General features: G+C 59.8%; 22 protein-coding genes. 20 read left to right on the top strand and 2 right to left on the bottom strand.

Going from position 1 to position 24,071, the window contains the following annotated elements:
- The first annotated feature begins 40 nt into the window (after window positions 1–40).
- The 4 genes from PU724_RS30330 (at window position 41) to PU724_RS30315 (ending at window position 4,573) form a co-directional block, all read left to right on the top strand.
- Window positions 41–682, top strand: a complete 642-nt coding sequence (locus tag PU724_RS30330) for a nuclear transport factor 2 family protein (RefSeq protein WP_354425387.1) — start codon at window positions 41–43, stop codon at window positions 680–682.
- 323 nt (window positions 683–1,005) lie between these two features.
- Window positions 1,006–2,604, top strand: coding sequence for an SDR family oxidoreductase (locus PU724_RS30325; RefSeq protein ID WP_426213737.1), 1,599 nt, complete (start codon window positions 1,006–1,008; stop codon window positions 2,602–2,604).
- Window positions 2,605–2,878: 274 nt separating this feature from the next.
- Window positions 2,879–3,931 (top strand): LLM class flavin-dependent oxidoreductase, encoded by a 1,053-nt coding sequence (locus PU724_RS30320; RefSeq protein WP_354425355.1) that lies wholly within the window; start codon window positions 2,879–2,881, stop codon window positions 3,929–3,931.
- 27 nt (window positions 3,932–3,958) lie between these two features.
- Window positions 3,959–4,573: a nitrogen fixation protein NifQ gene (locus PU724_RS30315; RefSeq protein ID WP_354425356.1), complete on the top strand. Its 615-nt coding sequence runs from the start codon at window positions 3,959–3,961 to the stop codon at window positions 4,571–4,573.
- A 582-nt stretch (window positions 4,574–5,155) separates the two neighbouring features.
- On the opposite strand, the gene rpoN is transcribed toward PU724_RS30315, so the two are convergent.
- Together rpoN and PU724_RS30305 are read right to left on the bottom strand one after the other, a co-directional pair.
- Window positions 5,156–6,643 carry an RNA polymerase factor sigma-54 gene (gene rpoN, locus PU724_RS30310; protein WP_354425358.1) on the bottom strand — a complete coding sequence of 496 codons (1,488 nt, stop codon included), beginning with the start codon at window positions 6,641–6,643 and terminating at the stop codon, window positions 5,156–5,158.
- Between the two features lie 69 nt (window positions 6,644–6,712).
- Complete coding sequence (locus tag PU724_RS30305) at window positions 6,713–7,246, bottom strand: peroxiredoxin (RefSeq protein ID WP_354425360.1); 534 nt, start codon at window positions 7,244–7,246, stop codon at window positions 6,713–6,715.
- A 140-nt stretch (window positions 7,247–7,386) separates the two neighbouring features.
- Here PU724_RS30305 and PU724_RS30300 point away from each other — a divergent pair, with 140 nt between their 5' ends.
- The 16 genes from PU724_RS30300 to PU724_RS30225 all read left to right on the top strand — a co-directional run bounded on the left by PU724_RS30300 (window position 7,387) and on the right by PU724_RS30225 (window position 23,623).
- Window positions 7,387–7,644 (top strand): hypothetical protein, encoded by a 258-nt coding sequence (locus PU724_RS30300; protein WP_354425362.1) that lies wholly within the window; start codon window positions 7,387–7,389, stop codon window positions 7,642–7,644.
- Between the two features lie 792 nt (window positions 7,645–8,436).
- Window positions 8,437–8,865 carry a hypothetical protein gene (locus tag PU724_RS30295; protein ID WP_354425364.1) on the top strand — a complete coding sequence of 143 codons (429 nt, stop codon included), beginning with the start codon at window positions 8,437–8,439 and terminating at the stop codon, window positions 8,863–8,865.
- Window positions 8,866–9,402: 537 nt separating this feature from the next.
- Window positions 9,403–10,296 carry a nitrogenase iron protein gene (gene nifH / locus PU724_RS30290; protein WP_354425365.1) on the top strand — a complete coding sequence of 298 codons (894 nt, stop codon included), beginning with the start codon at window positions 9,403–9,405 and terminating at the stop codon, window positions 10,294–10,296.
- 98 nt (window positions 10,297–10,394) lie between these two features.
- Entirely contained in the window at window positions 10,395–11,897 is a 1,503-nt protein-coding gene (nifD, locus tag PU724_RS30285; protein ID WP_354425366.1) for a nitrogenase molybdenum-iron protein alpha chain, read from the top strand.
- Between the two features lie 133 nt (window positions 11,898–12,030).
- Window positions 12,031–13,572: a nitrogenase molybdenum-iron protein subunit beta gene (gene nifK / locus PU724_RS30280; RefSeq protein ID WP_354425390.1), complete on the top strand. Its 1,542-nt coding sequence runs from the start codon at window positions 12,031–12,033 to the stop codon at window positions 13,570–13,572.
- 160 nt (window positions 13,573–13,732) lie between these two features.
- On the top strand, window positions 13,733–15,223 hold the full coding sequence (nifE, locus tag PU724_RS30275) for a nitrogenase iron-molybdenum cofactor biosynthesis protein NifE (protein ID WP_354425368.1): 1,491 nt from the start codon (window positions 13,733–13,735) through the stop codon (window positions 15,221–15,223).
- 9 nt (window positions 15,224–15,232) lie between these two features.
- The gene (gene nifN / locus PU724_RS30270; protein ID WP_354425370.1) at window positions 15,233–16,615 is read left to right on the top strand and encodes a nitrogenase iron-molybdenum cofactor biosynthesis protein NifN; all 1,383 of its coding nucleotides are present in this window, start codon (window positions 15,233–15,235) and stop codon (window positions 16,613–16,615) included.
- Window positions 16,581–17,084 carry a nitrogen fixation protein NifX gene (gene nifX, locus PU724_RS30265; protein ID WP_354425372.1) on the top strand — a complete coding sequence of 168 codons (504 nt, stop codon included), beginning with the start codon at window positions 16,581–16,583 and terminating at the stop codon, window positions 17,082–17,084. The genes nifN and nifX overlap by 35 nt, the downstream gene beginning before the upstream one ends.
- A gap of 12 nt (window positions 17,085–17,096) precedes the next feature.
- Window positions 17,097–17,576 (top strand): NifX-associated nitrogen fixation protein, encoded by a 480-nt coding sequence (locus PU724_RS30260; RefSeq protein ID WP_354425374.1) that lies wholly within the window; start codon window positions 17,097–17,099, stop codon window positions 17,574–17,576.
- Between the two features lie 102 nt (window positions 17,577–17,678).
- Entirely contained in the window at window positions 17,679–18,383 is a 705-nt protein-coding gene (locus tag PU724_RS30255) for a winged helix-turn-helix transcriptional regulator (protein WP_354425376.1), read from the top strand.
- 100 nt (window positions 18,384–18,483) lie between these two features.
- Window positions 18,484–19,350, top strand: a complete 867-nt coding sequence (locus tag PU724_RS30250) for a universal stress protein (protein ID WP_354425392.1) — start codon at window positions 18,484–18,486, stop codon at window positions 19,348–19,350.
- Between the two features lie 1,336 nt (window positions 19,351–20,686).
- Window positions 20,687–21,844 carry a TlpA disulfide reductase family protein gene (locus PU724_RS30245; RefSeq protein WP_354425378.1) on the top strand — a complete coding sequence of 386 codons (1,158 nt, stop codon included), beginning with the start codon at window positions 20,687–20,689 and terminating at the stop codon, window positions 21,842–21,844.
- A 356-nt stretch (window positions 21,845–22,200) separates the two neighbouring features.
- Complete coding sequence (locus tag PU724_RS30240) at window positions 22,201–22,671, top strand: DUF269 domain-containing protein (RefSeq protein WP_426213736.1); 471 nt, start codon at window positions 22,201–22,203, stop codon at window positions 22,669–22,671.
- Between the two features lie 26 nt (window positions 22,672–22,697).
- Window positions 22,698–22,901 carry a CCE_0567 family metalloprotein gene (locus tag PU724_RS30235; RefSeq protein ID WP_354425381.1) on the top strand — a complete coding sequence of 68 codons (204 nt, stop codon included), beginning with the start codon at window positions 22,698–22,700 and terminating at the stop codon, window positions 22,899–22,901.
- Complete coding sequence (fdxB, locus tag PU724_RS30230; RefSeq protein WP_354425383.1) at window positions 22,898–23,215, top strand: ferredoxin III, nif-specific; 318 nt, start codon at window positions 22,898–22,900, stop codon at window positions 23,213–23,215. Before PU724_RS30235 ends, fdxB begins: the two co-directional genes overlap by 4 nt.
- Before the next feature lie 27 nt (window positions 23,216–23,242).
- Window positions 23,243–23,623: an exopolysaccharide production repressor protein gene (locus PU724_RS30225; RefSeq protein ID WP_426213735.1), complete on the top strand. Its 381-nt coding sequence runs from the start codon at window positions 23,243–23,245 to the stop codon at window positions 23,621–23,623.
- Window positions 23,624–24,071: the final 448 nt, after the last annotated feature.

Here is a 24,071-nt window from a genome sequence, read left to right as displayed (position 1 = left end):
CGAAACACCTCTTCCAATCACAGAATTTGTGGCAAAGCCGATGGAACAGACGAAAATTGCTCAACTGATCGACCGTGAGGCGATCCGCGACTGCCTCTATCGGTACTGCCGCGGGATCGACCGCGCCGATGAGGCGGCGCTACGCAGCGCGTACTGGCCCGATGCGCTTGACAATCACGGGGCCTATTGCGGCCCGGCAGAGGGGTTTATCCAGTTTGCACTCGGTGTCTTCAAAAGCGGACCCCGTAACATCCACCAGGTCACCAACATCCTGATCGAATTCATCAACTCGGCAGAGGCTGCGGTCGAGAGCTATTTAACCGCGCTGCAACGCGCACCGGACAAAGACGGAGACGTACGCCAGACGCTCCTGTGTGGCCGTTACTGCGATCTGTTTCACAAGAGGGAGGGGGAGTGGCGGATTGCCGAACGGACAGTCGTCTACGATTGGATAGAGGAGCAGATTCCACCAGCAATCGTTGAGGCAGATCGGTTCGGCCCACGACGGCCGATTGGAGCACCGCATCCGGACGATCCGGTCTACAGGCTCGGAAATCGTCGCATTCGTTCTCGCCATGACACTTCGGAGGCTTCGAACGACACAGCCGCATCGGCCGTGGAGACTCAAGGCCGTGACAACTTTGCAATGCCACAGCGATCCCGGCGAAAGACTGCGCGGTGAAGATGCGCCAAATTGGATTGCCTTTCTGCCCGCGACGGCGTGAGCGATCGGCTTGTCCCATGAGCCCGCCGACGACACTGGTTTTGCCCAAATGTGCGGGTCGTTGGCAGCGCCGATGATCGAGGCAAGCTCCTGTCCTCGGCCGGCTCCCAGCAGTCTCTGCTACCAAACCGGAAGTTGGACCGCAGCCGGATCGCTGCGTCGTCTTTCCGGATATGCAACCGACCATCGCCAGGACGCGCTGCTTCAGCGCGACGCATCATTTTGCCGTTCAAAATTGATGGGCGGAAATCCCTGAAGGGAGCGCGGGAGAAGTCCTCATCATGCAGACAGGACGCATCGTCATCATTACGGGCGCCGCGGGTGGGATCGGCCGCGCCCTGGTCGAAGTTCTTGCCAGGGATGGAGACACTGTCGTTGCGGTAGACCTTCCTGGCAGTGGCGTCGTTGAACTCGCCCGTGGTCTCGGCCACCCGCATCTCGGCCTTGAGTGCGACGTCTCGCGGGAGGAGGATGTGCTCGCGCTTTACGGTCGGGTCGAAGCACAGTTCGCCCAGATCAGCGTCCTCATCAACAACGCCGCGATGGGACCCACCATGGCTGCGAGCGTCGACACTGGTGTCGATGCCTTCCGCCTGGCCCTGGCAGTAAACTTTATTGGACCGTTCGTCATGGCCCGCGAAGCGGCGAGGCGCATGAGGCCGGGCGGTGCCATCGTCAACGTCGCTTCGATGGCGGGCGTCGTAGGCAATCCCAAGCGCAACGCCTACGCGGCCTCAAAAGCGGGCCTGATCTCGTTGACGAAGTCGCTTGCATGCGAGTGGGCTTCTCGCGGCATTCGCGTGTCGGCGGTAGCGCCCGGCTACGTGCGCACGCCGATGGTAGCGGAACTGGAACGCGCGGGTAAAGTGGACCTAGCGGCCGTGCGCCGCCGCGTGCCGCTGGGGCGTTTGGCGCGCCCGGACGAGATCGCCTCCACCGTGTGTTTTCTGACCAGCTCGCAGGCGCGCTACATCACCGGTTCAGTGCTGGCGGTCGACGGAGGCTGGATGTCATTCAACCAGCCGGGGGATGCGTACCCGCCGGTGGATGGGACACCCCAAGCCGAACTCTGCTGTCCGGCCGAAAACACCGACGCGCGAATCGTGCTCGTCACCGGCGGCGCGAACGGCATAGGCGCGGCCATCGTTCGCCGCTTTGCAGCAAACGGCGATACCGTTGTGATTGCTGATAAAGATGGTGCTGCAGCGGCAGAGCTCGCTGCGTGGCTCCGCGGCAAGAACCCGGCCAAATGCGTGAATGTGGCCGTCGAGAGCGAGGTCGTAGCGCTATTCGAGGAGCTTCGGGCGCGCTTCGGGCGCATCGATGTGCTCGTCAACGGTGCTGCTGTCGCCGACACTTTGCTGTTGGGAATCGAACAAATACCGGAACACATCCAACAGGTCCTGGATGTCAATCTTACCGGGGCCTTCACCTGCGCTCGCGAAGCGATCAAGGCGATGCGCGCTGGCGGCGTGATCCTCAACATCGGATCGATCAACAGCTTTCTGCCTTTCGCGCCGCGCCATGCCTACGGTGCCTCCCAGGCGGGGCTGGACATTCTGACCCGATGCCTGGCGGCCGAACTCGGGCCGGTCGGCATACGGACGGCCACCGTCGCTCCTGGCTTCATTTGCACGCCTGGCGTTGCTCAGTTGGCGAAGGTCGGCCGCATCGACATGAAAACGATCGCACGACGCATCCCGATGGGCAGGATGGGACAGCCGGAAGACGTCGCTGACGCAGCGTTCTTCCTGGCTTCGTCTGCTGCCTCACACGTCAACGGCTCCATCCTGTACGTGGACGGCGGCTGGACCTCTTTCGGTGATGCGGGAAACGCCAGCGAACTGGATAACGAGTATTTCGCGGAGGCCGCGAGTTGATCGTCGACTATTCGCCAGGCGACGGGCCGCGGCTCATCGAAGCCGAGTTCGTCGAAAGGTTCATGGTCCGGTTGGGCGCCGCGCCCGAACTGCTGTGACCGAAAATGTCATCCCGGCGAGACGAAACGTCCGTCCTCATCGGTGTCGAAGCAGTTCCAACCGCTCCGTGCACCTGCAATTGCCGAACGGCTTGGCGCATGACCGCGCCGCCGCCAAGGGCAAGATCGAGACCGCGGCCAGATCGGGTAACTCCGTCTGCAAACAAGGAAACACCATGGAATTCGCAACCTTCATCCTGGCCGCCCAGCGCGGATATCACCAATCGTGCGAGAGCGTTGTCCGCAACTCCATCGAACAGGCCGTTCTTTCGGAGCAGGCCGGCTTCGATACCGCGTGGTTCGCGGAGCACCACTTCAATAATTATAGCCTCATTCCCTCGCCCTTGATGATGGTGGCGCACTGCGCCGGCTTGACGAGTACCATTCGCCTTGGCACTGCCGTGTGCGTGCTGCCGCTCTATCAACCGCAGCGCCTGCTTTCCGAGGTCGGCCTCGCCGACATTGTTGCGAACGGCCGCCTCGAGCTTGGCGTTGGCTCGGGCTACCAGCAATTCGAGTTCGAGCGCTTCGGCGTCAATATCGATGAGGCGCCGGCGATCTTTTCGGAACACTTGGACATCCTTCTGAAGGGCCTGAACCAGAACATCTTCGAGCACGACGGCCAGTATGAGAACATACCCCCAACGGCGATTTCGGTGCGCACCGTCCAGAGGCCGACCCCGCCGATCTGGATCGCCGGTGGGAGCGCGCGCATACGCCGGGCCTATCGTGAGGGCCACAACTTTTTTGTCACAGCATTCCACAACGGCTTGGAGGCTTTGAGCGCGCTGCGCGAAGCAATCGAGAAGGCGGCGGTTGCCGAAGGTAAGAATGTCACGGACGCCAAGATATCTCTGCTGCGTTGCTGCTATGCCAGCGACGACGAGGCAGAGATCAACAGTTATCTCGACAATGCCCGCTTCCAGCGCCGGCTGTCTGAAGCACTGCATCAGCGTCGCCATCAGAGCTTGGACGGCTATCTGCTAAAAGAAACGCCAACGGAGCAAGATATGTCATTCGCGACGATGCGCCGGAACCTGCCGATCGGCAGCGTGAATCGCGTGATCGATCGCCTACTGGAAGAGGTCGATATCTTGAAACCCAACCAGATCGCAATTCAGACCCAGTTGGGGGATTTCGACCAAAAGACCATGCTGCGCCAGATCGAGCTCTGGGGAGACAAGATCATCCCGGCGGTCAACAAGTCGCTCGCTCATCAGGGCGGTTGAAGGGACAAAACCAGGAGAATGGCACCCATGCTCGTCCACCACTGTGGCTGCATCTGCGCTGGCCAATCGTCGCGGATCGAGCTGGAGTTTGATCAGCATGTGCTTACCTGCGTGCTTTCGTGTGCGCTCGAGGAAATCGAGGCCGGCGAGGCGACGGCGACGGAGGCAACCGGTCTTTCGCGCGCCGAACTGCTCGATGTCCTGGCTCGCAGCTTCCCCACTGTCCCCGTCAAGGCGTTCGCCCTGGAAGAGATGGGCGAACCCGAGCCGGACCCGGAGGAAAAACTTCTGCGCGAGCTGCTCCTGGCCCATGCCCTGCCGGGCGACCCGGCAAGCGCCCGGTTTGCCAAGATCATCGCCCGTCGTGCCATGCGAAACGACCATCTCTGGCAGGGCCTTGGCCTTTTAAATCGCACCGAGCTGAGCCGCCTGCTTGCCACGCATTTTCCGACGCTGGCGGCCGGCAACACCCAAAACATGAAATGGAAGAAGTACTTTTACCGCAAGCTCTGTGAGGCCGAAGGGTTTTCGTTATGCACCGCGGCCAGTTGCCGGGAATGCAATGATTTCGCAAGCTGCTTCGGCCCGGAGGAAGGCGAAAATCGCCTCGAACGAATCAAGAATGACATTGCATTGGATTAAGTGCTGCTTTCGACAGTGGTATGAGGCGGCCAACCTTGATCGCATCGAGCTGTAGGCGCTTTTCCCGGTGACGTTACACAGGAGGAGGGATGTTCATCGCCTGATCGCGGTGAGCGCGGGTCGATTCGGCTCGGGTCGAGACCTCTTTGTTTCGGAAGCAGGACAAGAATGTTGAGACAACGAACAAGACGGATCGAGAGGACCGAGGCCTCTCATGCAAAAAACCACGCGGCTCTCGCTGGTACCAGTCATCGGACGATGCGGCGTTCGAGCGCGGCGAAACGATGCGAGCCATGATGTCTTGTAAACCGGTCGCTCGGTCGCTACGGCGCTTTTGAGGGCGCGCTCCCTCGCTCCCTAGCGTCTCAGCCCTTGTTCGACGCACAGCGGGCGTGGAGCAAAGGGCAAGTGGGAGCTTTTAGATTGGCAAGAGATGAATCTTCAATCGGGACTTCAGCCAACACGCAGTAGCCTTTCAACTGCGTGTTTCTCTAAGGCTACCTCAGTTGAGGCGGCTCCTGTCTGTGCATTTGAGGAAGGCAAACGCAGCCTCGCAAGGATCAAGAACGGGATCGCATTGGACTAAGAGGCGTGTTCGTCGGGGGTATGAGGCGGCCAAGCTTGATCGCCATTGAGCCGCAGGCGCTTTTCCCGGCGGCGTTGCACGGAGGAGGGGATGTTCATCGCCTCGCGATATTTTGTGACGGTGCGGCGCGCGACATTGATGCCGGTTTCCTTCAGTTGGACGGCGATGTCGTCGTCGGAAAGCACGTCACCGGGCGACTCTTGAGCAATTATCGCTTTGATCCGATGGCGGACAGCCTCGGCGGAGTGCGCGTCTCCGCCTTGGCAGGAGGCAATCGCGACAGTGAAGAAATACTTCAGTTCAAACACCCCACGTGGCGTAAGCATATACTTGTTCGAGGTCACCCGGCTCACCGTTGACTCATGCACGTTGATTGCGTCGGCGACAGTTTTGAGATTGAGAGGCCGCAGGTGGGCGACGCCGTGTTCCAAAAAGGCATCCTGTTGGCGCACGATTTCAGCCGCAACCTTGAGAATGGTCTTGGCGCGCTGATCGAGGCTGCGGATTAGCCAGTTCGCGTTTTGTAGACATTCATTCAGAAAGGCCTGATCTTTCGAATTCTGGACGGTGTGTCGCGAGACTTCTGCGAAATAGGTTTGGTTGATCAAAACCTTGGGCAACGCGTCCGGGTCAAGTTCGATCTGCCATCCACCTCCGGGCGAGTGCGTGACCCGGACATCAGGTATGATGGATTCGGGCGCTCCGGATTGGAATCGGTTTCCAGGCTTGGGGTCGAGCGCACGGATTTCATGCACCATCTCGAGAAGGTCGTCTTCATCAACGCAGCAATGCTGCTTCAATGCCTCAAAATCGCGTCGCGCAAGCATCTCAAGGTTGGCAACCAAGGCGGCCATCGCCGGGTCGAACCGGTCTCGCTGGCACAACTGGATCTCGAGACATTCGCTGAGAGTGCGAGCAAAAAGTCCTGGTGGATCAAAGTTCTGCAAGGCTGCGAGAACCCGTTCCACATCCGTCTCTCTGACGTTTAGTCTGCGGGTCAATTCCAAAAGGTCCACCTGCAGATACCCGGTTTCTTCCAGATGGGCTGCAAGCTCGCCGGCAATCAGCCGCTCCTGTGGTGCGAATGCAGTGAGCGCGATCTGACGGGCGACATGATCGTGCAATGTTTCGGTGCAGGCGGCAAAATCTTCCAGGGCAGGGCGACTACCCGTGGGGTTGTTCGTCGTGTTGCGCACCGATTTCCATTCCCCCAGCCGCTCGGGGGACTCCGCGCTCGTCGGCCTATCAATGTCTTTTTCGCGTGCGTCGGGGTCTTGATCCTCTCCTGAGTTCGGCAAAACATCGCCAAGAGCCTCGCCGTCGTTTGAAGCGGGCTCCAAAAGTGGGTTCTTCTCGAGTTCCTGCTCCACGAATTGATGCAGTTCGGCACGCGCCAGTTGCAGCAGGCGAATCGACTCAATGAGCTGAGGCGATGCCACCATAGATTGCTTCTGGCGTTGAAGTAGCCTTGCCGAGGACAGCATGATGAGCGTGAAACTCCTATCGAGGAGGCTCTTGGCCGTGTGTAATGGGGCTGCCAGACGTTCACTCGGTCATGCGGCGGCCTTCAGTGTTTCAAGAACATTTTGCGGGGATGAGACGTCATAGGGATCGGTCTCGCAGTTATCGGAGAAACCTTCTTCCTCGAACCACTGCTCCACCGCACCGTTGTCGATCAGGGCGGCGTAGCGCCAGGAGCGCATTCCGAAGCCGAGATTGTCCTTCGCAACCAGCATGCCCATTTTGCGCGTGAACTCGCCTGAGCCGTCCGGGATAAGCTCGACCTTCTTTAGCCCCAAGGATTTGCCCCACGCATTCATGACGAAGGAATCGTTGACGGAGATGCAGTAGATTGCGTCAATTCCCTCCTTCTCGAACTCGTCATAGAGCTTTTCGAAATTGGGCAGTTGGTAGGTCGAGCAGGTCGGGGTGAAGGCGCCAGGCAGCGAGAACAGGATGACGCGCTTGCCATCGAAATAGTCGTCGGATGTCTTGTCTTGCCAGCGGTATGGATTTGGCCCCTCGATGGACTCATCGCGAACACGCGTGCGAAAGGTAACGAAGGGAACCTTATTCGTGTTAGTCATCAAGTTGCTCCTTTAGAAGAAAACTGGCACGGCTTCTCGGTTTGGGCCGACGCAACGTCGACTCGGCAAGCATGCCGGAAATGAGATGAAGGCCCTGGCGGCTTCCAAATCGCTCTTCCATCCGGTTGTACGGGAAGGGCTTGGCCCATCCTCTTTGTCATCCGAACGGCCGGATCGATATGGGCGATTTGGGCGGATCGAGCAACCCTTTTAGGGCAAATGGCGCTGCAAGAAATGTCGATTACTGGCTGCTTGTCGTCGAGGAGAAAGTAGTGGTGATCGACAGTGTCAGTTTCGTGTGGCGCCGCAACTGCGACGTCGCGCAAGAGCCTCGCTTCGCGAAACTGGTTCAGCATTTTGTAGATGGTTCCCAGCGACTTGTAGATGGTTCCCAGTGACGTGCCGGCGCTAGCTTGGATGGCCCTTTGATGGAGCACTCTAGCATTCACGTGCTGATGAGGACCGGCAAGCAGCAAATGGGCCAACGCCACGTATTTGGATGTTGGCTGGGGACCAAACGTGCGCTGAAAAGCTACCGAGCACGGACGTCTGGAGGGGACAACCTCCCGGTGTTTATTCGCGCTGGGCATCGTCTCCTCAGGCGCTTGTCTGGAGCGTCGCCTTTCAGCCATGGTTTGCTCTCAGTTTGTGTGTTTCGATGGTTCTGATGAGTTTGCGCAAATGCCATGCCATCTGACTTGAAAGCAGAGATCGCAGCGATTTCGCTTTGAACAGAAGGACCACGCCTTCGCGGCAGGCTACGGGGCAAAGCCCGCCGGTAAGTCGGCGATCTCATCAGACTAGACATGTTGGGCTGTGTAGTGTCAAAGCCCCCGCCCGTGGCGGCGACTGCGCCATCGTCCGTATCCGCATCGATCACCAGTTCCTTTCCGGCGCCGCATTGCCGCTGCGGCGGCAACAGCCCGCGGGCACCTCGGTGAGACGCGTTTAATGCCCGGGGGGGTGAAAGAGGTCGCGAACAGACCGATTCGATGAATTGTCCGGAGGTGGACAAAAAATGTCGAAAGCTCGACCAAGGGCGATGGGCCGGGCCGCGGGAACGGAGAAGTTGTGCAACGGACGAGCTTGTGGAAGGCGTACACGGCGCCAGAGGTGACCGAGAACTCGCGGCGGCACACAGAACACTTGAAGGCACGTCTGCGGAACGCGTAGCAGTCGAGAACGCTGCAATGGCGGCAGACGGGCTCGCCATTCGTCCCGGGCCACTGGAGACAGCAGAAGATCGCGTTGGCTTCCTCTTCGTGAACCTTGACGAGGCGCTGAATGGGCTGTCCCGGCATTCCGCGGCCATCAAGAGCTGCTGGCCGTCCTGGTATTTCGCACCTCCGCGCCTCAGCGTCGTGATCGACGTGAATAAAACGCCACGGATCCGGACGTTTCAGAATCTTCGGGGTCAGGCGGGGCGTGCGGAACTGGAAGCGTGGGCGTTCATATTCGGGCTCCTGATGGTCCTCGATACGCATGATGATGCGGCGGTGCCTCGGGAGGCTGCCAAATCAGCACCCCATGCGTATCCGCCTGAACATGGGCGGACCCTTAGTGGATCTGGCAGTTGGGCAAACTCGCCAGCTGCTTCACCGCATTTCAGTGATGGTTAGCACTGGTTGTCATGTTGCCGCCTCGCATCGCCTTTCAGGTAGGTCGGGCAGAGATATTGCTTGACCGAGGAGGTAGCCGTTAAGGTTGGTTTCAACGTGAAGGATCGTCGCGCGGAGAAGCAGCGTTCCCCGTTGACCTTGTGCGTCTTGCGTTCACGCAGATTTCCGCCAAGGAACTTCGCGATGAGAATGGCTTTTTCTCACCCCTAGATCGGTCGAAGGCCGGGCCTCTTGTTCGCAGGTCCTCAATCGCATTGAAATGAATGACGCCTGCGCGTTTCGGCCGTCAACAGCGGTCGCAAGCGACGGAATCCGACGCGTCCTGTCGCCTTTGTCGGGTCCGCTACGCAGGAGCTGATTGCCCATCTGTTGTTTTGCCTCGCGCTAAACAGCTGAAAGCAAACACGAAATTTTTCTTCCACCCGATCAGGCAAGTTGGCACGAGTCTTGAGACCTTCGGTGCGAGGCGGCGAGAGCTGCCGACCGGCATTCATGTCGCGGACAGTCGCGATGAATGGAAGAAGGAAGGAAAGCTACATGTCAGGTCTGCGTCAGATCGCCTTTTACGGCAAGGGCGGCATCGGCAAGTCCACCACCTCCCAAAATACGCTCGCCGCCCTTATCGACCTAGGGCAGAGAATCCTCATCGTCGGCTGCGACCCCAAAGCCGACTCCACCCGCCTGATCCTGAACTCAAAGGCGCAGGATACCGTCCTGCACCTTGCGGCAAAGGAAGGTTCGGTGGAAGACCTCGAACTCGAGGACGTGCTCAAGATCGGCTACAAAGGCATCAAGTGCGTGGAATCGGGCGGCCCCGAGCCGGGTGTCGGCTGCGCCGGCCGCGGCGTCATCACCTCGATCAACTTCCTCGAGGAGAACGGCGCCTATGATGATGTCGACTATGTCTCGTACGACGTGCTCGGGGACGTGGTGTGCGGCGGCTTCGCCATGCCGATTCGCGAGGGCAAGGCCCAGGAAATCTACATCGTCATGTCCGGCGAGATGATGGCGCTTTATGCCGCCAACAACATCGCCAAAGGCATCCTCAAATATGCCCATTCGGGCGGCGTCCGGCTCGGCGGACTGATCTGCAACGAGCGCCAAACCGACCGCGAGCTCGACCTCGCCGAGGCACTGGCATCCAGGCTCAATTCCAAGCTCATCCACTTCGTGCCTCGCGACAACATCGTCCAGCACGCCGAGCTCAGAAAGATGTCAGTGATCCAGTATGCGCCGGACTCCAAGCAGGCAGGGGAATACCGGGCGCTCGCCGAGAAGATCCATGCCAATTCGGGCCAGGGCACCATCCCGACCCCGATCACCATGGAGGAGCTAGAGGAGATGCTGCTCGACTTTGGCATCATGAAGACCGACGAGCAGATGCTTGCCGAGCTTCAGGCGAAGGAAGTGGCGAAGGCGGCCGCACTGTAACCAGCGTTGTCGACATGAGGCGCAGCCTTGGCCTGACGCGCCTTTGGAACAACGGCGCCTTGCCGGCAAGGCGCCACGCGAACCTTGAAAGGGGTCCCATGAGCCTGGAATACGAAAATGACGGTGCGATTCATGCGAAGCTTATCGAAGAGGTGCTTTCGCAATATCCCGACAAGACGGCGAAGCGCCGCAAAAAGCACCTCAGCGTCGCAAAGAGCGGGGACGAGGCCGGCGAGGAAGGGGAGGTCCTTTCCGAATGCGACGTCAAATCGAATATCAAGTCCATTCCCGGCGTGATGACGATTCGCGGCTGCGCCTATGCCGGCTCAAAAGGCGTGGTGTGGGGTCCAGTCAAGGACATGGTCCATATCTCGCACGGCCCGGTCGGCTGCGGGCAATATTCCTGGTCGCAGCGCCGCAACTACTACGTCGGTATGACGGGCATCGACACGTTCGGGACAATGCAGTTCACCTCCGACTTCCAGGAGAAGGACATTGTTTTCGGCGGCGACAAGAAGCTGGAACAGATCATCGACGAAATTGAGGAACTGTTTCCGCTGAACAACGGCATCACCGTGCAGTCCGAATGCCCGATCGGTCTCATTGGCGACGACACCGAAGCGGTTTCGCGCAAGAAGGCCAAGGAGCTGGAAAAGACGATTGTACCGGTGCGCTGCGAGGGCTTCCGCGGTGTCTCGCAATCACTTGGCCACCACATCGCCAACGACTCGATCCGCGACTGGGTCTTCGAGAAGAAGCACGTCGACTTCGAGGGTGGCCCGTACGACGTCAATGTGATCGGCGACTACAATATCGGCGGCGACGCCTGGGCTTCGCGCATCCTGCTAGAGGAAATCGGCCTGCGCGTGGTGGGCAACTGGTCGGGCGACGCTACGCTCGCCGAGATAGAGCGTGCGCCGAAGGCCAAGCTCAATCTCATCCATTGCTACAGGTCGATGAACTACATCTGCCGGCACATGGAGGAAAAGTACGGCATCGCCTGGATGGAGTACAATTTCTTCGGTCCCTCCCAGATCGAAGCCTCCTTGCGCAAGATTGCCAAGCATTTTGGGCCGGAAATCGAGGAGAAGACCGAAAAAGTCATCGCCAAATACCGCCCATTGGTCGACGAGGTCATCGCCAAATACCGGCCGCGCCTCGAAGGCAATACCGTGATGCTCTATGTCGGCGGCCTGCGCCCCCGTCACGTCATCACAGCCTACGAGGACCTCGGCATGGTGATCGTCGGCACCGGTTACGAGTTCGGCCACAACGACGATTATCAACGCACCGCCCACTACGTGAAGAACGGCACGCTGATCTATGACGACGTGACCGGTTACGAGTTGGAGAAGTTCATCGAGGGCCTTCGCCCTAATCTCGTTGGCTCCGGCATCAAGGAAAAATACCCGGTGCAAAAGATGGGCATACCTTTCCGCCAGATGCACTCCTGGGATTATTCGGGTCCCTATCACGGCTATGACGGCTTTGCCGTTTTCGCCCGTGACGTGGATCTTGCCATCAACAACCCGGTCTGGGGCCTATTCGAGGCGCCTTGGAAAAGAACTCCGAGCCGTGGGCGGGCGATAGCTGCCGAATAAACGCCTGGCCTTGGCCTGGTCTCCCCAATGAGACGATAAACCCCCGCGGCCGCGCGATCCGCGGAAGACCTGAAACGTTTGATGTTCCTGTCGCGCCGGATGGCGCGGTCAGATGCAAAAAGAGGTGACCACCATGCCGCAGTCGGCCGGAAAAATTCTCGACCATGCGCCCCTCTTCCGCGAGCCGGAATACACGCAGATGCTCGCCGAGAAGAAGCTGAACTTCGAGTGTCCGCACCCGGATCAGGCCGTTGCCGATCAACGCGAATTCACCAAGACGTGGGAGTACCGCGAAAAAAGCCTCGCACGCGAAGCACTTGTCATCAACCCCGCCAAAGCCTGCCAGCCGCTCGGCGCGGTGTTCGCGGCCGCGGGCTTCGAGCGAACTATGCCTTTCGTCCACGGTAGCCAGGGCTGCGTGGCTTACTACCGCTCGCACCTGTCGCGCCATTTCAAGGAGCCGGCATCGGCGGTTTCCTCCTCGATGACCGAGGACGCAGCAGTGTTCGGTGGCCTGAAGAACATGATCGACGGGCTCGCCAACACGTATAAACTCTATGACCCGAAAATGATCGCCGTATCGACCACCTGTATGGCCGAGGTCATCGGCGACGACCTGCACAGCTTCATCGAGAACGCCAAGGAAGAAGGCTCGGTCCCGCGCGACTTCGACGTGCCCTTCGCCCACACGCCGGCCTTCGTCGGCAGCCATGTCGACGGCTATGACGGTACGGTCAAGGGCATTTTGGAGCACTTCTGGAAAGGCGAGGAGCGGACGGAAGCCTCAGGAACCATCAACATCATTCCGGGATTCGACGGCTTTTGCGTTGGCAACAACCGGGAACTCAAACGCCTGCTCGATCTGATGGGTGTGTCCTATACCTTCATCCAAGATGCCTCCGACCAGTTCGACACACCGTCGGACGGCGAATACCGCATGTATGACGGGGGCACGAAGATCCAAGACGTGAGGAATGCACTCAACGCCGAGGCGACACTTTCGTTACAGCATCACAACACCCGAAAAACGCTGTCATATTGCGAGGAGGTCGGGCAGGCCACGGCCTCGTTCCATTACCCGCTGGGCGTTCAGGCGACCGACGAATTCCTGATGGAGGTCTCCGCTATTTCCGGCAAGGAAATCCCCGAGGCAATCCGCCTGGAGCGCGGCCGACTTGTTGACGCCATGGCGGATAGCCAATCCTGGCTGCACGGCAAGAAATACGCAATCTACGGCGATCCGGACTTTGTCCACGCCATGGCCCGCTTCATCATGGAGACAGGCGGCGAGCCGACGCATTGCCTCGCCACCAACGGCACGGCGGCGTGGGAAGCCGAGATGAAGGAGCTGCTTTCATCATCGGCCTTCGGCAAGGATGCTCAAATCTGGGCGGGCAAGGACCTGTGGGCGATGCGGTCGCTGCTCTTCACCGAGCCCGTGGACCTCTTAATCGGCAATTCCTATGGCAAGTATCTGGAGCGCGACACCGGCACGCCGCTGATCCGGCTGATGTTTCCGATCTTCGACCGGCACCATCACCATCGCTTTGCGCTCATGGGCTACCAAGGCGGGTTGCGCGTACTGACGACAATCCTCGACAAGATCTTCGACAAGCTCGATCGCGAGACAAGTAAGACGGGGGTGACGGACTACTCTTATGACCTCACCCGCTAAAACATGTCTCCCGAAAGTGGAACCGGTTTCGGGGCGAAGACATGCCTAATCAAAAACCTGAAGCGCACGGAGCGAATCTGAAAGATCACGACGCGCTTTAGGGCGGCCGGCTTTTCGGTGAGGCTGGTCGTCTTCTCAATGGACTTTGGAGACCGGCACGATGTCCTCGCTCAATGCCAAAATCCAGGATGTCTTCAATGAGCCTGGCTGCGAGAAGAACCGCGGCAAGGATGCCAAGGCGCGCAAAAAGGGCTGCACCATGCCGCTGATCCCCGGGGCGGCAGCCGGCGGCTGTGCCTTCGATGGCGCAAAAATCGTGCTGCAGCCGATCACCGATGTTGCCCATCTGATCCATGCACCGCTCGCCTGCGAGGGCAATTCGTGGGACAACCGCGGCGCGGCTTCATCCGGGCCAACCCTATGGCGCACAAGCTTCACGACCGACCTCACCGAACTCGACGCGGTGATGGGGCAGGGCGAGCGGAAGCTTTTCAAAGCGATCCGCGAGATCAAGGAAGCCTACGCGCCGCCAGCAATCTTCGTCTATTCGACCTGTGTGACGGCGCTGATCGGCGACGACATCGAGGCCGTATGCAAACGCGCGGCTGAAAAGTTCGGCCTGCCGGTGGTGCCGGTCAATGCGCCGGGCTTCGTCGGTTCCAAGAATCTCGGCAACAAGCTTGCCGGCGAGGCGTTGCTCGACCATGTAATCGGCACGGTCGAGCCCGACGATGCCGGCCCTTACGACATCAATATCCTTGGCGAATTCAACCTCTCGGGCGAATTTTGGCTGGTGAAGCCGCTCCTTGATCGGCTCGGCATCCGGGTGCGCGCCTCAATTCCGGGCGACGCTCGCTACCTCGACGTTGCCTCAGCGCACCGCGCCCGGGCGACTATGATGGTGTGCTCGACCGCACTCATCAAACTCGCCCGCGAGATGGAGCAGCGCTGGGAGATCCCGTTTTTCGAGGGCTCCTTCTACGGCATCACCGACACTTCTGAGGCGCTCCGGCAGATATCTCGACTGCTCGTGAAGAAGGGTGCCGATCCGGAGATCCTCGGCCGCACTGAGGCATTGATTGCTGAAGAGGAGGCGATTGCCTGGAAGAAGCTCGCGGCCTACCGGCCGAGGCTCGAAGGCAAGCGCGTGCTTCTCAACACCGGCGGTGTGAAGTCCTGGTCGGTCGTCCACGCACTGATGGAGATCGGCATCGAGATCGTCGGCACCTCGGTCAAGAAATCAACGCTCGAAGACAAGGAGCGCATCAAGAAGATCCTCAAGGACGAGAACCACATGTTCGAGTCTATGGCGCCGCGGGACCTTTATGCCATGCTCTCGCAACGCAAGGCCGACATCATGTTGTCGGGCGGGCGCACGCAATTCATTGCACTGAAGGCGACAACTCCCTGGCTCGATATCAACCAGGAGCGTCACCAGCCCTATGCCGGTTATGACGGCATGGTGGAACTCGTACGCCAGATCGACCTCGCCATCCACAACCCGGTCTGGCGCCAGGTGCGGGAGCCGCCGCCGTGGGATTGCCAGACCGCCCTAGAGGACGGATCGCCGAGTTCGAAGAGCAAGACCGCGACTGTCCACGCCTTCAAGAAATGCGCCGGCACGACGGCCGACGATTTCGGCGAGTGTTGAGGAAAGCCAATGGTCCGCATCCTTCCCCAGACCAAAGCCGCGGCGGTCAATCCGCTGAAGTCGTCGCAGCCGCTGGGTGCAGCCCTGGCCTTTCTTGGGGTCGATGGCGCAATCCCGCTTTTCCACGGTAGCCAGGGCTGCACCAGCTTCGCGCTGGTGCTGCTCGTGCGGCATTTCAAGGAAGCCATCCCCTTGCAAACAACGGCGATGGACGAAGTGGCGACAATCCTTTGCGGCGCCGATCATCTGGAACAGGCGATCATCAACCTCAAGACCCGCACAATGCCAAAGCTGATTGGGGTCTGCACGACGGCGCTGGTGGAGACACGTGGCGAAGACTTCGCAGGCGATATGGCCGATATCAGGCTGAAGCGCGCGGAAGAACTTGCGGGTACTGAGGTCGTGCTCGCCAATACGCCGGATTTCGACGGAGCGATCGAGGAAGGATGGGCCAAGGCTGTCACCGCGATGCTCGAAAGGATCACACGGCCCGGCCAGCGGGCGCGGCAGCCGAAGAAGATCGTGATCCTGCCCGGTTGGAACCTCACGGTGGCCGACATAGAGCATTTGCGTGAGATGGTTGAAAGCTTCGGGCTCGAGCCGGTGATTGTGCCGGACATCTCCGGCTCGCTCGACGGAAAGGTGCCAGACCGCTGGATCCCGACCACCTATGGCGGCACAAGCATCGAGGACATCCGCGAGCTTGGCTCGGCTGGGCACTGCATCGCGATAGGCGAGCATACGAGACAGCCGGCGGAGATGTTGCACAGGTTGACCGGCGTGCCTTACGTGCTGTTCCAGTCGCTGACTGGATTGAAGAGGGCAGACCGGTTCGTCTCGCTGCTGTCTACGATTTCGGGCGCAGCGGTGCCGGCCAGGGTGCGCCGTCGCCGGGCGCAGTTGCAGGACGCGTTGCTCGACGGACATTTCCATTTCGGAGGCAAGAAAATTGCGATCGCTGCTGAACCGGACCAATTGTATCAACTCGCGACCTTCTTCATCGGCATGGGCTCCGAAATCGCGGCGGCGGTCACCACGACCGATATGTCGAAAATTCTGGAGAAAATACCGGCGGAGTCGGTTCAAATCGGCGATCTCAGCGATTTGGAAGTTCTTGGCGCCGGCGCTGATCTTCTCGTTACTCATTCCCACGGCCGCCAGGCGGCGCAGCGCCTTGGCGTTCCGCTCATGCGGATCGGCTTCCCCATCTTCGACCGGCTCGGCAGCCAGCACAAGCTCACAATCCTCTATCAGGGGACCCGCGACTTGGTCTTCGAGGTTGCCAACATCTTCCAGGCCAACCGGCATGCGCCGACGCCTGAGGCGCTTGATCCATTCCCCCACCGAGAAATGCCAGATGAGCTCCGTTCGTCGCCTCTCGCTCGTCACTGACGAGGTTCATGCATCTATGCCGCTGCGGCAAGCCGGCGCTTTGCGCGTGGCCATCGCCACGCAAGACATGAAGAACCTCAACGCTCATTTCGGGTCGGCCAAGCGCTTTGCAGTCTACGACGTGACGCGCGAGGAATGGCAACTTGTGGAAGCCGTGGCCTTCGACGACGTTTCCGATGAGAGCGGGACGCATCGCAGCGAGGGCGACGATCGCATCACTCCGAAGGTGGAGGCGCTGAAGGGCTGTCATCTCCTGTTTTGCCTGGCTATTGGGGGACCTTCGGCAGCCAAGGTTATCTCGGCGAAAATCCATCCGATCAAAGTGCCGCAGCCCCAAACCATCCAAGAGGTGCTGTTGCGCACGCAGACGATGCTCAGGAAGGCTCCTCCCCCCTGGCTGCGCAAGGTGCTGGGCCAGGCCGGCGTTGCCGAAAAGAAACCGTGCTTCGAAGACGAGGACTTCAAATGAGGAGTAGGCGAAATGCTTGACGCCGTGGTCAGCCCTGATGTCGCCGAGGACGAGGCGGCCCTTGCCACCCCGTTCGTCAAATGCCTCGTGCGGCTCATCCGTGCCCAGGATTCCTACGGAACATGGGAAAGCAAATCGGACGCCGAGCTACTGGGCGACTTCATCATCACAAAGGAACAGCGCCGTGCGATCCCGATTATCGGCGATCCCGATCCTGACGTGCTGTGGAGGCTCGACATGTTTTACACCGCCGTCGGGCTCGCCATCGAAGAGCGCTCCGGCCTGATGGCATCGCCGATGATGGAGATGAGCCATGAGGGCTTCGGGCGCGTGCTCTTCACGGCCGGGCGGTTGGTCGTTCTGTCGAAGACCCTGCGCGACGTCCACCGGTTCGGTTTCGAGACGTTCTGGAAACTCGCGGCGGCGGGTACGAAACTGGCCGGCGATGCGATCGCGGCCATTGAAGTCTATCCCGAGGTGGCGCGGGCGTGATGGAAGCGATTTTCGAGCAAGGGGATCATGCCGGGCGTTGAGGACATACCAGCCCACCCAACCGAGGCGGTCGATACCGATTTGCTTCTTGGGGTAGCGCCTATGAACCCACTGGTCTTGATCTGTTCGCAAGATGCGGAGTTGTATCTGTTCCTGAGCCACATTCTGGGGGTGGACGGCTTCACGAGTGAGCCGGCAGGCGGCGTGAAGGAAGCACTTGCAGCGGCCGATGAACGAGAGCTCCAGGCGGTCGTGCTGGATTGCGGGCCGGCAAACGCGACGGCCTCCACAATCTGCGCCAGGCTCAAGAGAGAGCCCCGAACCGGCGACCTTCCCGTGATTGCCCTGATCGCCCCAGGCGCCGAGAACCAGCACCTCGGACTCTTGAAGGCAGGTATTGACGAGAGCTTTGTGAGGCCGATCGCGCCGGCCACGCTGCTTGACTGTCTGCGGACGAAGCTGGCGCTGCCCAAGTCGGGTTCAAACGGGACCGAAAACGGCAGCTGGCTCTGCTGCGGCAGCCTTGAGATGAAGCTCGATGCCTACCGAGTTCGCGGTAATGGCCATGACATCCATCTCGGACCACTCGAGTTCAACCTGCTGCGCCATTTGCTTGAAGCTCCCGGCAAAGTCTTCAGCCGAGACGAGCTGATCGACGCGGCCTGGCCGGACAATATCCATATCGGTGCACGCACCGTCGACGTCCATATCAGCCGGATCAGAAAGGCGCTGAAGGCGGCCTCGCCCGGCAGCGTCATTCGTACCGTCAGATCGGCCGGCTACTCGCTCGAGAAGCCGGATGGCTGAATGGCGAGCCGGTTTGCCATTTCCCATCTCCCTCGCGAGGCCAAGTCTTGCGGCGTCGAAACGCCTGCAGGTACAACATACTCAAAAAGAAGCAGATCACATGGCCTTCAAAAGCGTACTGAGTGTCACCGGAGCTGAACACTCCGATCAGGACGTCTCAATAGCTGCCGGCTTGTGTGCCGAGGTCGGCGCGAACCTTTCGGTACTTATCATGGCGCCTCCGCCGCTAGGCGGTTCCATCCCCGAGTGGCCAAAACGACGCGCAGCGGCCATCGCCAGACTGGAAAAGCGGTATAGGCAAATCGAGAAATTTTCACACGACATGGCCATTCTGGAAAAGACATCAAGGGATATTCAAAGGCTGCTGAGAGAGCTGTGGATTTGCTATGACGTCGATACCGAATACTGCGACCAAGCCAGCGTCGGCGACACGGTGCGACAGCGGACGCTGTGCAGTGACCTGACCATCGTCGGCCCCGCACTTCTCAACGACATCATTCTAGGACCTCTTGTTATCAACGGCAGCTTGTTCGATACCGGAAAGCCGGTGCTCGTCGTACCGAAGGGTGCCGAAGCGACTCTGTCGCCGCGGCGCGTGCTAGTCGGCTGGGATTCGCGCGTCGAGGCGTCTCGTGCGGTTCGGGAAGCGCTGGATTTGCTATCAGGTGCCGAGGAAGTTCGCGTCACATTAGTCGATCCGGAGGTGACCTGCACCGGAAACCGCACCGAGCCGGGAGCCGACGTCGCTGCCTATCTCACCCGGCATGGTGCTCGGGTGTCGGTCGACCGGCTGCCGAGCGCCGGCAAGCCGGCGGCAACGGTGCTCGCGCAGCACGCAATCGACACGTCTGCCGACATGATTGTCATGGGCGCTTATGACAGCCGGCGGCTGCGCGAGCGGCTCTTCGGTGGTGTGACCAAATGGATCTTTGAGAAGCCGGTATTGCCGCTGTTTTTGGCGCGGTGACGGTTCCGAAGACGCACCGATGCTGTTCGAAGCTCTGCTTCCCTCGGTCGCCTATCCTGATGCCAAGTCGGCCAAAGTCTCGGCAAACGCAACGTTTTCGCGGAGCGCCTCGAGACAATTTACAGGCGCCTCGGCCCGAGACATCCCGGACGTCTCCAGCGTGCCCTAGGACGGCTTCTGCTCGCCCTAGATGATCCGTGAGCGGAACTCAACGGCTGCGCCGACGTACTCGGCTTCTCAATGCAGTCAAACTCAAGGCTTCGCAGGTCGGCGTCAGGTCGAAAAACGAGAATCCTTTCGACGCGGCACGCCGTTCGGACCCGTATCGGCCCCCGGGCGAAATCACGGATCGCACTTACTACTGGCTTGGGGCTGAACAACGCAATCATAATACCGCGGCCAAGACCCTCGAGTCTGGACGGCCGGGCCCTTGCCGGATTGGGCGGCAAGCGATGGCATCAATCATTATGTCATTGGCTGAGATGGTAGAGGGGCGAGGACACCGCATCTTCAGTGTATTCAGTCGGTCCGGCCCGATCCACGTGGCGCCCGAACGGTCTTGGGCTGATCAAATCCGACAACGTTCGCATTCGCACCCCGGGGGGCGCTGTAGCGCCCGGGCGCCGGAAGCAGACTGGGTAACACAAGCAGCACTCCTGGCCAGTCCGGCCACGATCGTCATAGTCAATTTGACAATGGCGGCATTGGCGATGGCGGTAGTGGCGGGCCGCAGCGGGACCAGCGTCGTCATGGAGGACGCCCATGTCACCAGCCGGGAAATTCAATCGCAAGGCGGGCGAGGGGGCACAGCGGCACGCGCATGGAGCGGCCCTTTGCTATTTTGCAAATGCCGAGTTCCGCTACCGCCTGAGGTATCGCAACGGCACACAGCTCACCCCAATGGGTGCGAAGCGGGCGATGGTGACGAACCCGGCGATAGCCGACGCAGTCATGATACGTCCATCTGCTCGGCCCTTGGCCGGCATACATGTTGAGTGGTCCGTGGCCAAAGCTCTGCTGGCGGCGCGCCGCGCGTGATGCATGTCAGAAACCTGACAACGGCGGCAAACATGTCGGGTTCAATACAACCGGCTGTCTTCGTCGCATGCTGGGTTTCAAACGAAATCACCCGTTACTGGAGCTGAGCGCATTGGCACAGCCTTTGCTAGTAGAGATTCGGCAACACTGGATGCGGCAAGACTGAGTAAACGCTCAAGGCGCGCAGACGCGCGAGACGAGTGATGCTCGCTCTCCCCCCCCCGTGTGCCCCTCGCTTAGAGGGAAACAAGCTCGCGCGTAAAGTCGCGCAAGCTTTGGCGATAGCCTGGAGAGCAACATGGCATTGCAGATAGAGTCACAGGCTCCCCCGATCAAGGTCGAGACCTGGCTGCGTGGCGAGCCGCTTGCGAGTTTCCAGCCCGGCAAAGTGTACGTCGTCGAGTTTTGGGCGACTTGGTGCGGACCATGTGCGGCGGCGGCACTCCAACTGGTGCAACTGCAGGAGAAATACAAGGACGCCGGACTTGAGGTCGTCGGAGTCGCGGCCGATGAAGACGATCTCTCGCCCGTTGAGGCCCGAGCCAAGTTGGGCGCGTGGTTGGCCGAAAAGTGCCCGGATCTGAACTATCGGATCGCGTTCGACCCTACAGGCGAAATGAACAAGCTTTGGAGGGAGCCCAGCTTTTCGGTCGGAATTCCGACCTCGTTCGTAGTCGACCGGGACGGTCACATCGCCTTTATCGGTCATCCGAGGCACCTCGACGAGGTTTTGCCGAAGGTGCTGAACGGCAGCTGGCGCGCCAGCGATGAAGCGAAGGCCGCCGACACGGCGCGGATCGTCAGAAGCGGCGCAGTAGCGCGCGAACAGGCCTTGAAGAAGCCGATCAATGACAGATTCTGGGCGGCGATAAAGGTAGAGGATTGGACGATGGCGCTCTCGGCGATCGAAGAGGGCATCGCCTTGATGCCGGACGCTATCAATTTTCGCCTGGCTCATGTGCATCTGTTACTTCACAGAATGCACGACATGCAAAAAGGCATGCCCGTCATGCGCCAATTGGTTCGCGACGCAATCGACAGAAACTCCGAGAACTGGATTCTTGCAGCGCTAGGCCAGATCTTCGGTCCGGCGCACGACCATTCGCACTTTCCATCTGCTGAGCGCTTCGCGATGGGCAAAAAGCTGTCCGAACACATCCTGGCGCTCAATCCCCCGCAAGGCGACGGCCCTAAGTTCCGGTCCTATCCGGCGGTCGCTAGGTACTATTACGACAGCGGCAATAAGGATCGCGCGATCGAGTTGCTCAGGTTGGCACTGCAGTCGCTTGAAGGTCCGGAGCTTATTCCGGACGCCCTGAAACAGCACCTTCTACCGGATTTGCTGCAGGCCCTAGCCAGCTACAAGGCTGGGAGGGCCGTTACAGCGCTCTTTTCGCGGCTTCGCAAAACATTTCCCCCCGACACCAAAGCGCGATCGGCCGGAAAAAATACATAAAAAGAGGCGCCAATCTGAATGTTTACTGGCCAATTCGTCCATTTCCCTGGCGTGGTTGCAGCAAGTAGGCCCTATGCAGCACCGGGTGGATCGTTTGCGGCAGTTCAAAGCTCGAAATTTGCGATGACCTGCGGCCGCGTCGCGGCGCAAAGTGATGGCGCAAGTGATGTTGGACGTGAATTCTCGCCGTGGTGGAAGGCCTCGCGGTCGAAGACGCGTCCAAGGCCGTCACCGCGACATCAATTGCTTGGAATTGCCCGCTCCGAGACGGGCATCGGCCACGCATATGTGCCCGAACTAGGCGTTGCCGACAAAGGAAATTCGAGGAAGAGGCCTGAAATGGGGAGGATATGAAATTGCCCGAAGCCGCGATCTGCGCTGCTATCAACGAGGACGAGGCGGCCCTTGCCACCCCGTTCGTCAAATGCCTCGCCCGGTTGATACGTGCTGAGGAGTCCTACTGCTTATGGGAAGGCAAATCGGACGCAGCGCTGCTGGCCGGCTTCATCGTCACCAGAAAAAGGCGCCGCGCGATCCCTGGCATGAGCTATGCCGATCCCCACGCGCTGTGGAGGCTCGACATGTTTTACAGCGCCGTCGGGCTTGCGATCGCGGAGCGTTTGCGCCTGGTGACATCGCCAAATGTGGAGGCCAAACCCGTGAGGCCTCTGGGCGCGGGCTTTTCGATGCCAGGCGTTGGGCCGTTCTGTCCAGACATCCACCGGTTCGGCTTCGAGACATTCCGACAACTCGCGGAGGCCGGTACGAAACTGGTCGACGATGCGACCCCAGACACCGAAGTCAGTCCCGACGTCGCGCTGGTGTAATGGAATCCGTTTTCGAGGGAGGATTAATGTCAAACCTTGAAGAGCTGCAGAAGAAGGTCCGCAAGCTGCAGTCGCGTGCGGGAACCGCGCAGATGGAATTGCACGACCTTGCCGAAGACCTCCCGGTCAACTGGACCGAGATTAAGGTGATTGCCGAGAGAACGTTCGCCGTCTTTGCCGAGTGGGACGCTGCCAAGAGAGATCTCGCTGCAACGGAGAATGCGCGATGATGAGCGCGTTCGTCACCCGCGACGGCTCCAAATGGATGCCGCAATATCTCACCGCTATCGATGGCACGACCTGCATCGGCTGCGGACGCTGCTTTAAGGTTTGCTCGCGCGAGGTCATGCACCTTTACGGCGTCGATGACGCGGGCGAAATCCTCGGGCCCTGCAACGGCGAAGACGACGACTTCGATGGCGAGCTCAATCGAATGATCATGGTCGTCGATCATGCCGGCCGCTGCGTCGGCTGCGGAGCCTGCGCCCGCGTCTGCCCGAAGAACTGCCAGACACATGTTGCGGCCGACAAGGTCGCTGCATGATGTGGCGAGAAAACCAGGAGAACGGCGTTGCCCTTCAGAATCTTTTTTCGCGCTTTTTGGGTCGTCCTGTGCAGCAACGCTTTGGCTGTTTACTTTGCTTCTCATTCCATCCGCACAGTAGTCGTCACAACGCTGGCTTGTTCGCTGCTCCTCCAAATAGTCTATTTCGCAAGCGTGCTCTTTCTGATCTGGCGGTCTGGCGGCACTAGCAGATCTGGCCAAAGGGCTGAACATTTCGGAGTTGCGACGCAGTTGGAATATCAGCCGCCTGACGATGATGAGATGGTGAGGAATAAATCTTCCGATGTGCCTCCGGTCTTTCCGATGGGCGGCTATCGCTGCTCCACTGAGGCGCGATGCGAGATCAAAGTCAGATTCCCGCCACTTCGGATCAACGGGGAATGCTAAGCTTGGTGCGGTCGACGGCGATCGCATTCCGTCGTTCCAATCCCCACGACGCAGTTTTCGGAGCGACAGGCATTGGTAGGGACGCCGGCGTGGCCGTTGCGTGTCGAGAAGGCGAATGAGGCGCTGGAATAGTGACGAAGCTCTTCTAAGACGTCGACAGCGCAGCTGACCTCAGACCAAACACGCCCCTTAAGCTGATGTGCATAGCTAGTCTCGGCTCATTCACGCATCGCCGGAGAGAACATGCTGGAAAAGTTCGAACGCTATCCGCTTACCTTTGGACCGACGCACATCGAGAAGCTCGACCGGCTCAGCAAGCATCTCTAGCAGGCTTCTCTGATTGGGGTCGTTGAGGTCAAGCTCCTGCTGATAATTTTCCGGACCATGTCGCCCCGCGGGTCACTCGCTTCTCTTCGCGGTCGACGTTAGGCCGCCGCATGATGGGGTC

This window comes from Mesorhizobium abyssinicae (assembly GCF_049887195.1).
In the GTDB taxonomy this organism is placed as follows: domain Bacteria; phylum Pseudomonadota; class Alphaproteobacteria; order Rhizobiales; family Rhizobiaceae; genus Mesorhizobium; species Mesorhizobium abyssinicae.
Note: the sequence above shows the minus strand (reverse complement) of the source record. Positions and strands in the feature narration are given on the sequence as shown.

Bases quoted from the DNA above. Each gene is read 5' to 3' on its own strand.
- PU724_RS30330 (WP_354425387.1), top strand. From the start codon at position 41: ATGGAACAGACGAAAATTGCTCAACTGATCGACCGTGAGGCGATCCGC.
- PU724_RS30325 (WP_426213737.1), top strand. From the start codon at position 1,006: ATGCAGACAGGACGCATCGTCATCATTACGGGCGCCGCGGGTGGGATC.
- PU724_RS30320 (WP_354425355.1), top strand. From the start codon at position 2,879: ATGGAATTCGCAACCTTCATCCTGGCCGCCCAGCGCGGATATCACCAA.
- PU724_RS30315 (WP_354425356.1), top strand. From the start codon at position 3,959: ATGCTCGTCCACCACTGTGGCTGCATCTGCGCTGGCCAATCGTCGCGG.
- rpoN (WP_354425358.1), bottom strand. From the start codon at position 6,643: ATGCTGTCCTCGGCAAGGCTACTTCAACGCCAGAAGCAATCTATGGTG.
- PU724_RS30305 (WP_354425360.1), bottom strand. From the start codon at position 7,246: ATGACTAACACGAATAAGGTTCCCTTCGTTACCTTTCGCACGCGTGTT.
- PU724_RS30295 (WP_354425364.1), top strand. From the start codon at position 8,437: ATGGCGGCAGACGGGCTCGCCATTCGTCCCGGGCCACTGGAGACAGCA.
- nifH (WP_354425365.1), top strand. From the start codon at position 9,403: ATGTCAGGTCTGCGTCAGATCGCCTTTTACGGCAAGGGCGGCATCGGC.
- nifD (WP_354425366.1), top strand. From the start codon at position 10,395: ATGAGCCTGGAATACGAAAATGACGGTGCGATTCATGCGAAGCTTATC.
- nifK (WP_354425390.1), top strand. From the start codon at position 12,031: ATGCCGCAGTCGGCCGGAAAAATTCTCGACCATGCGCCCCTCTTCCGC.
- nifE (WP_354425368.1), top strand. From the start codon at position 13,733: ATGTCCTCGCTCAATGCCAAAATCCAGGATGTCTTCAATGAGCCTGGC.
- nifN (WP_354425370.1), top strand. From the start codon at position 15,233: ATGGTCCGCATCCTTCCCCAGACCAAAGCCGCGGCGGTCAATCCGCTG.
- nifX (WP_354425372.1), top strand. From the start codon at position 16,581: ATGAGCTCCGTTCGTCGCCTCTCGCTCGTCACTGACGAGGTTCATGCA.
- PU724_RS30260 (WP_354425374.1), top strand. From the start codon at position 17,097: ATGCTTGACGCCGTGGTCAGCCCTGATGTCGCCGAGGACGAGGCGGCC.
- PU724_RS30255 (WP_354425376.1), top strand. From the start codon at position 17,679: ATGAACCCACTGGTCTTGATCTGTTCGCAAGATGCGGAGTTGTATCTG.
- PU724_RS30250 (WP_354425392.1), top strand. From the start codon at position 18,484: ATGGCCTTCAAAAGCGTACTGAGTGTCACCGGAGCTGAACACTCCGAT.
- PU724_RS30245 (WP_354425378.1), top strand. From the start codon at position 20,687: ATGGCATTGCAGATAGAGTCACAGGCTCCCCCGATCAAGGTCGAGACC.
- PU724_RS30235 (WP_354425381.1), top strand. From the start codon at position 22,698: ATGTCAAACCTTGAAGAGCTGCAGAAGAAGGTCCGCAAGCTGCAGTCG.
- fdxB (WP_354425383.1), top strand. From the start codon at position 22,898: ATGATGAGCGCGTTCGTCACCCGCGACGGCTCCAAATGGATGCCGCAA.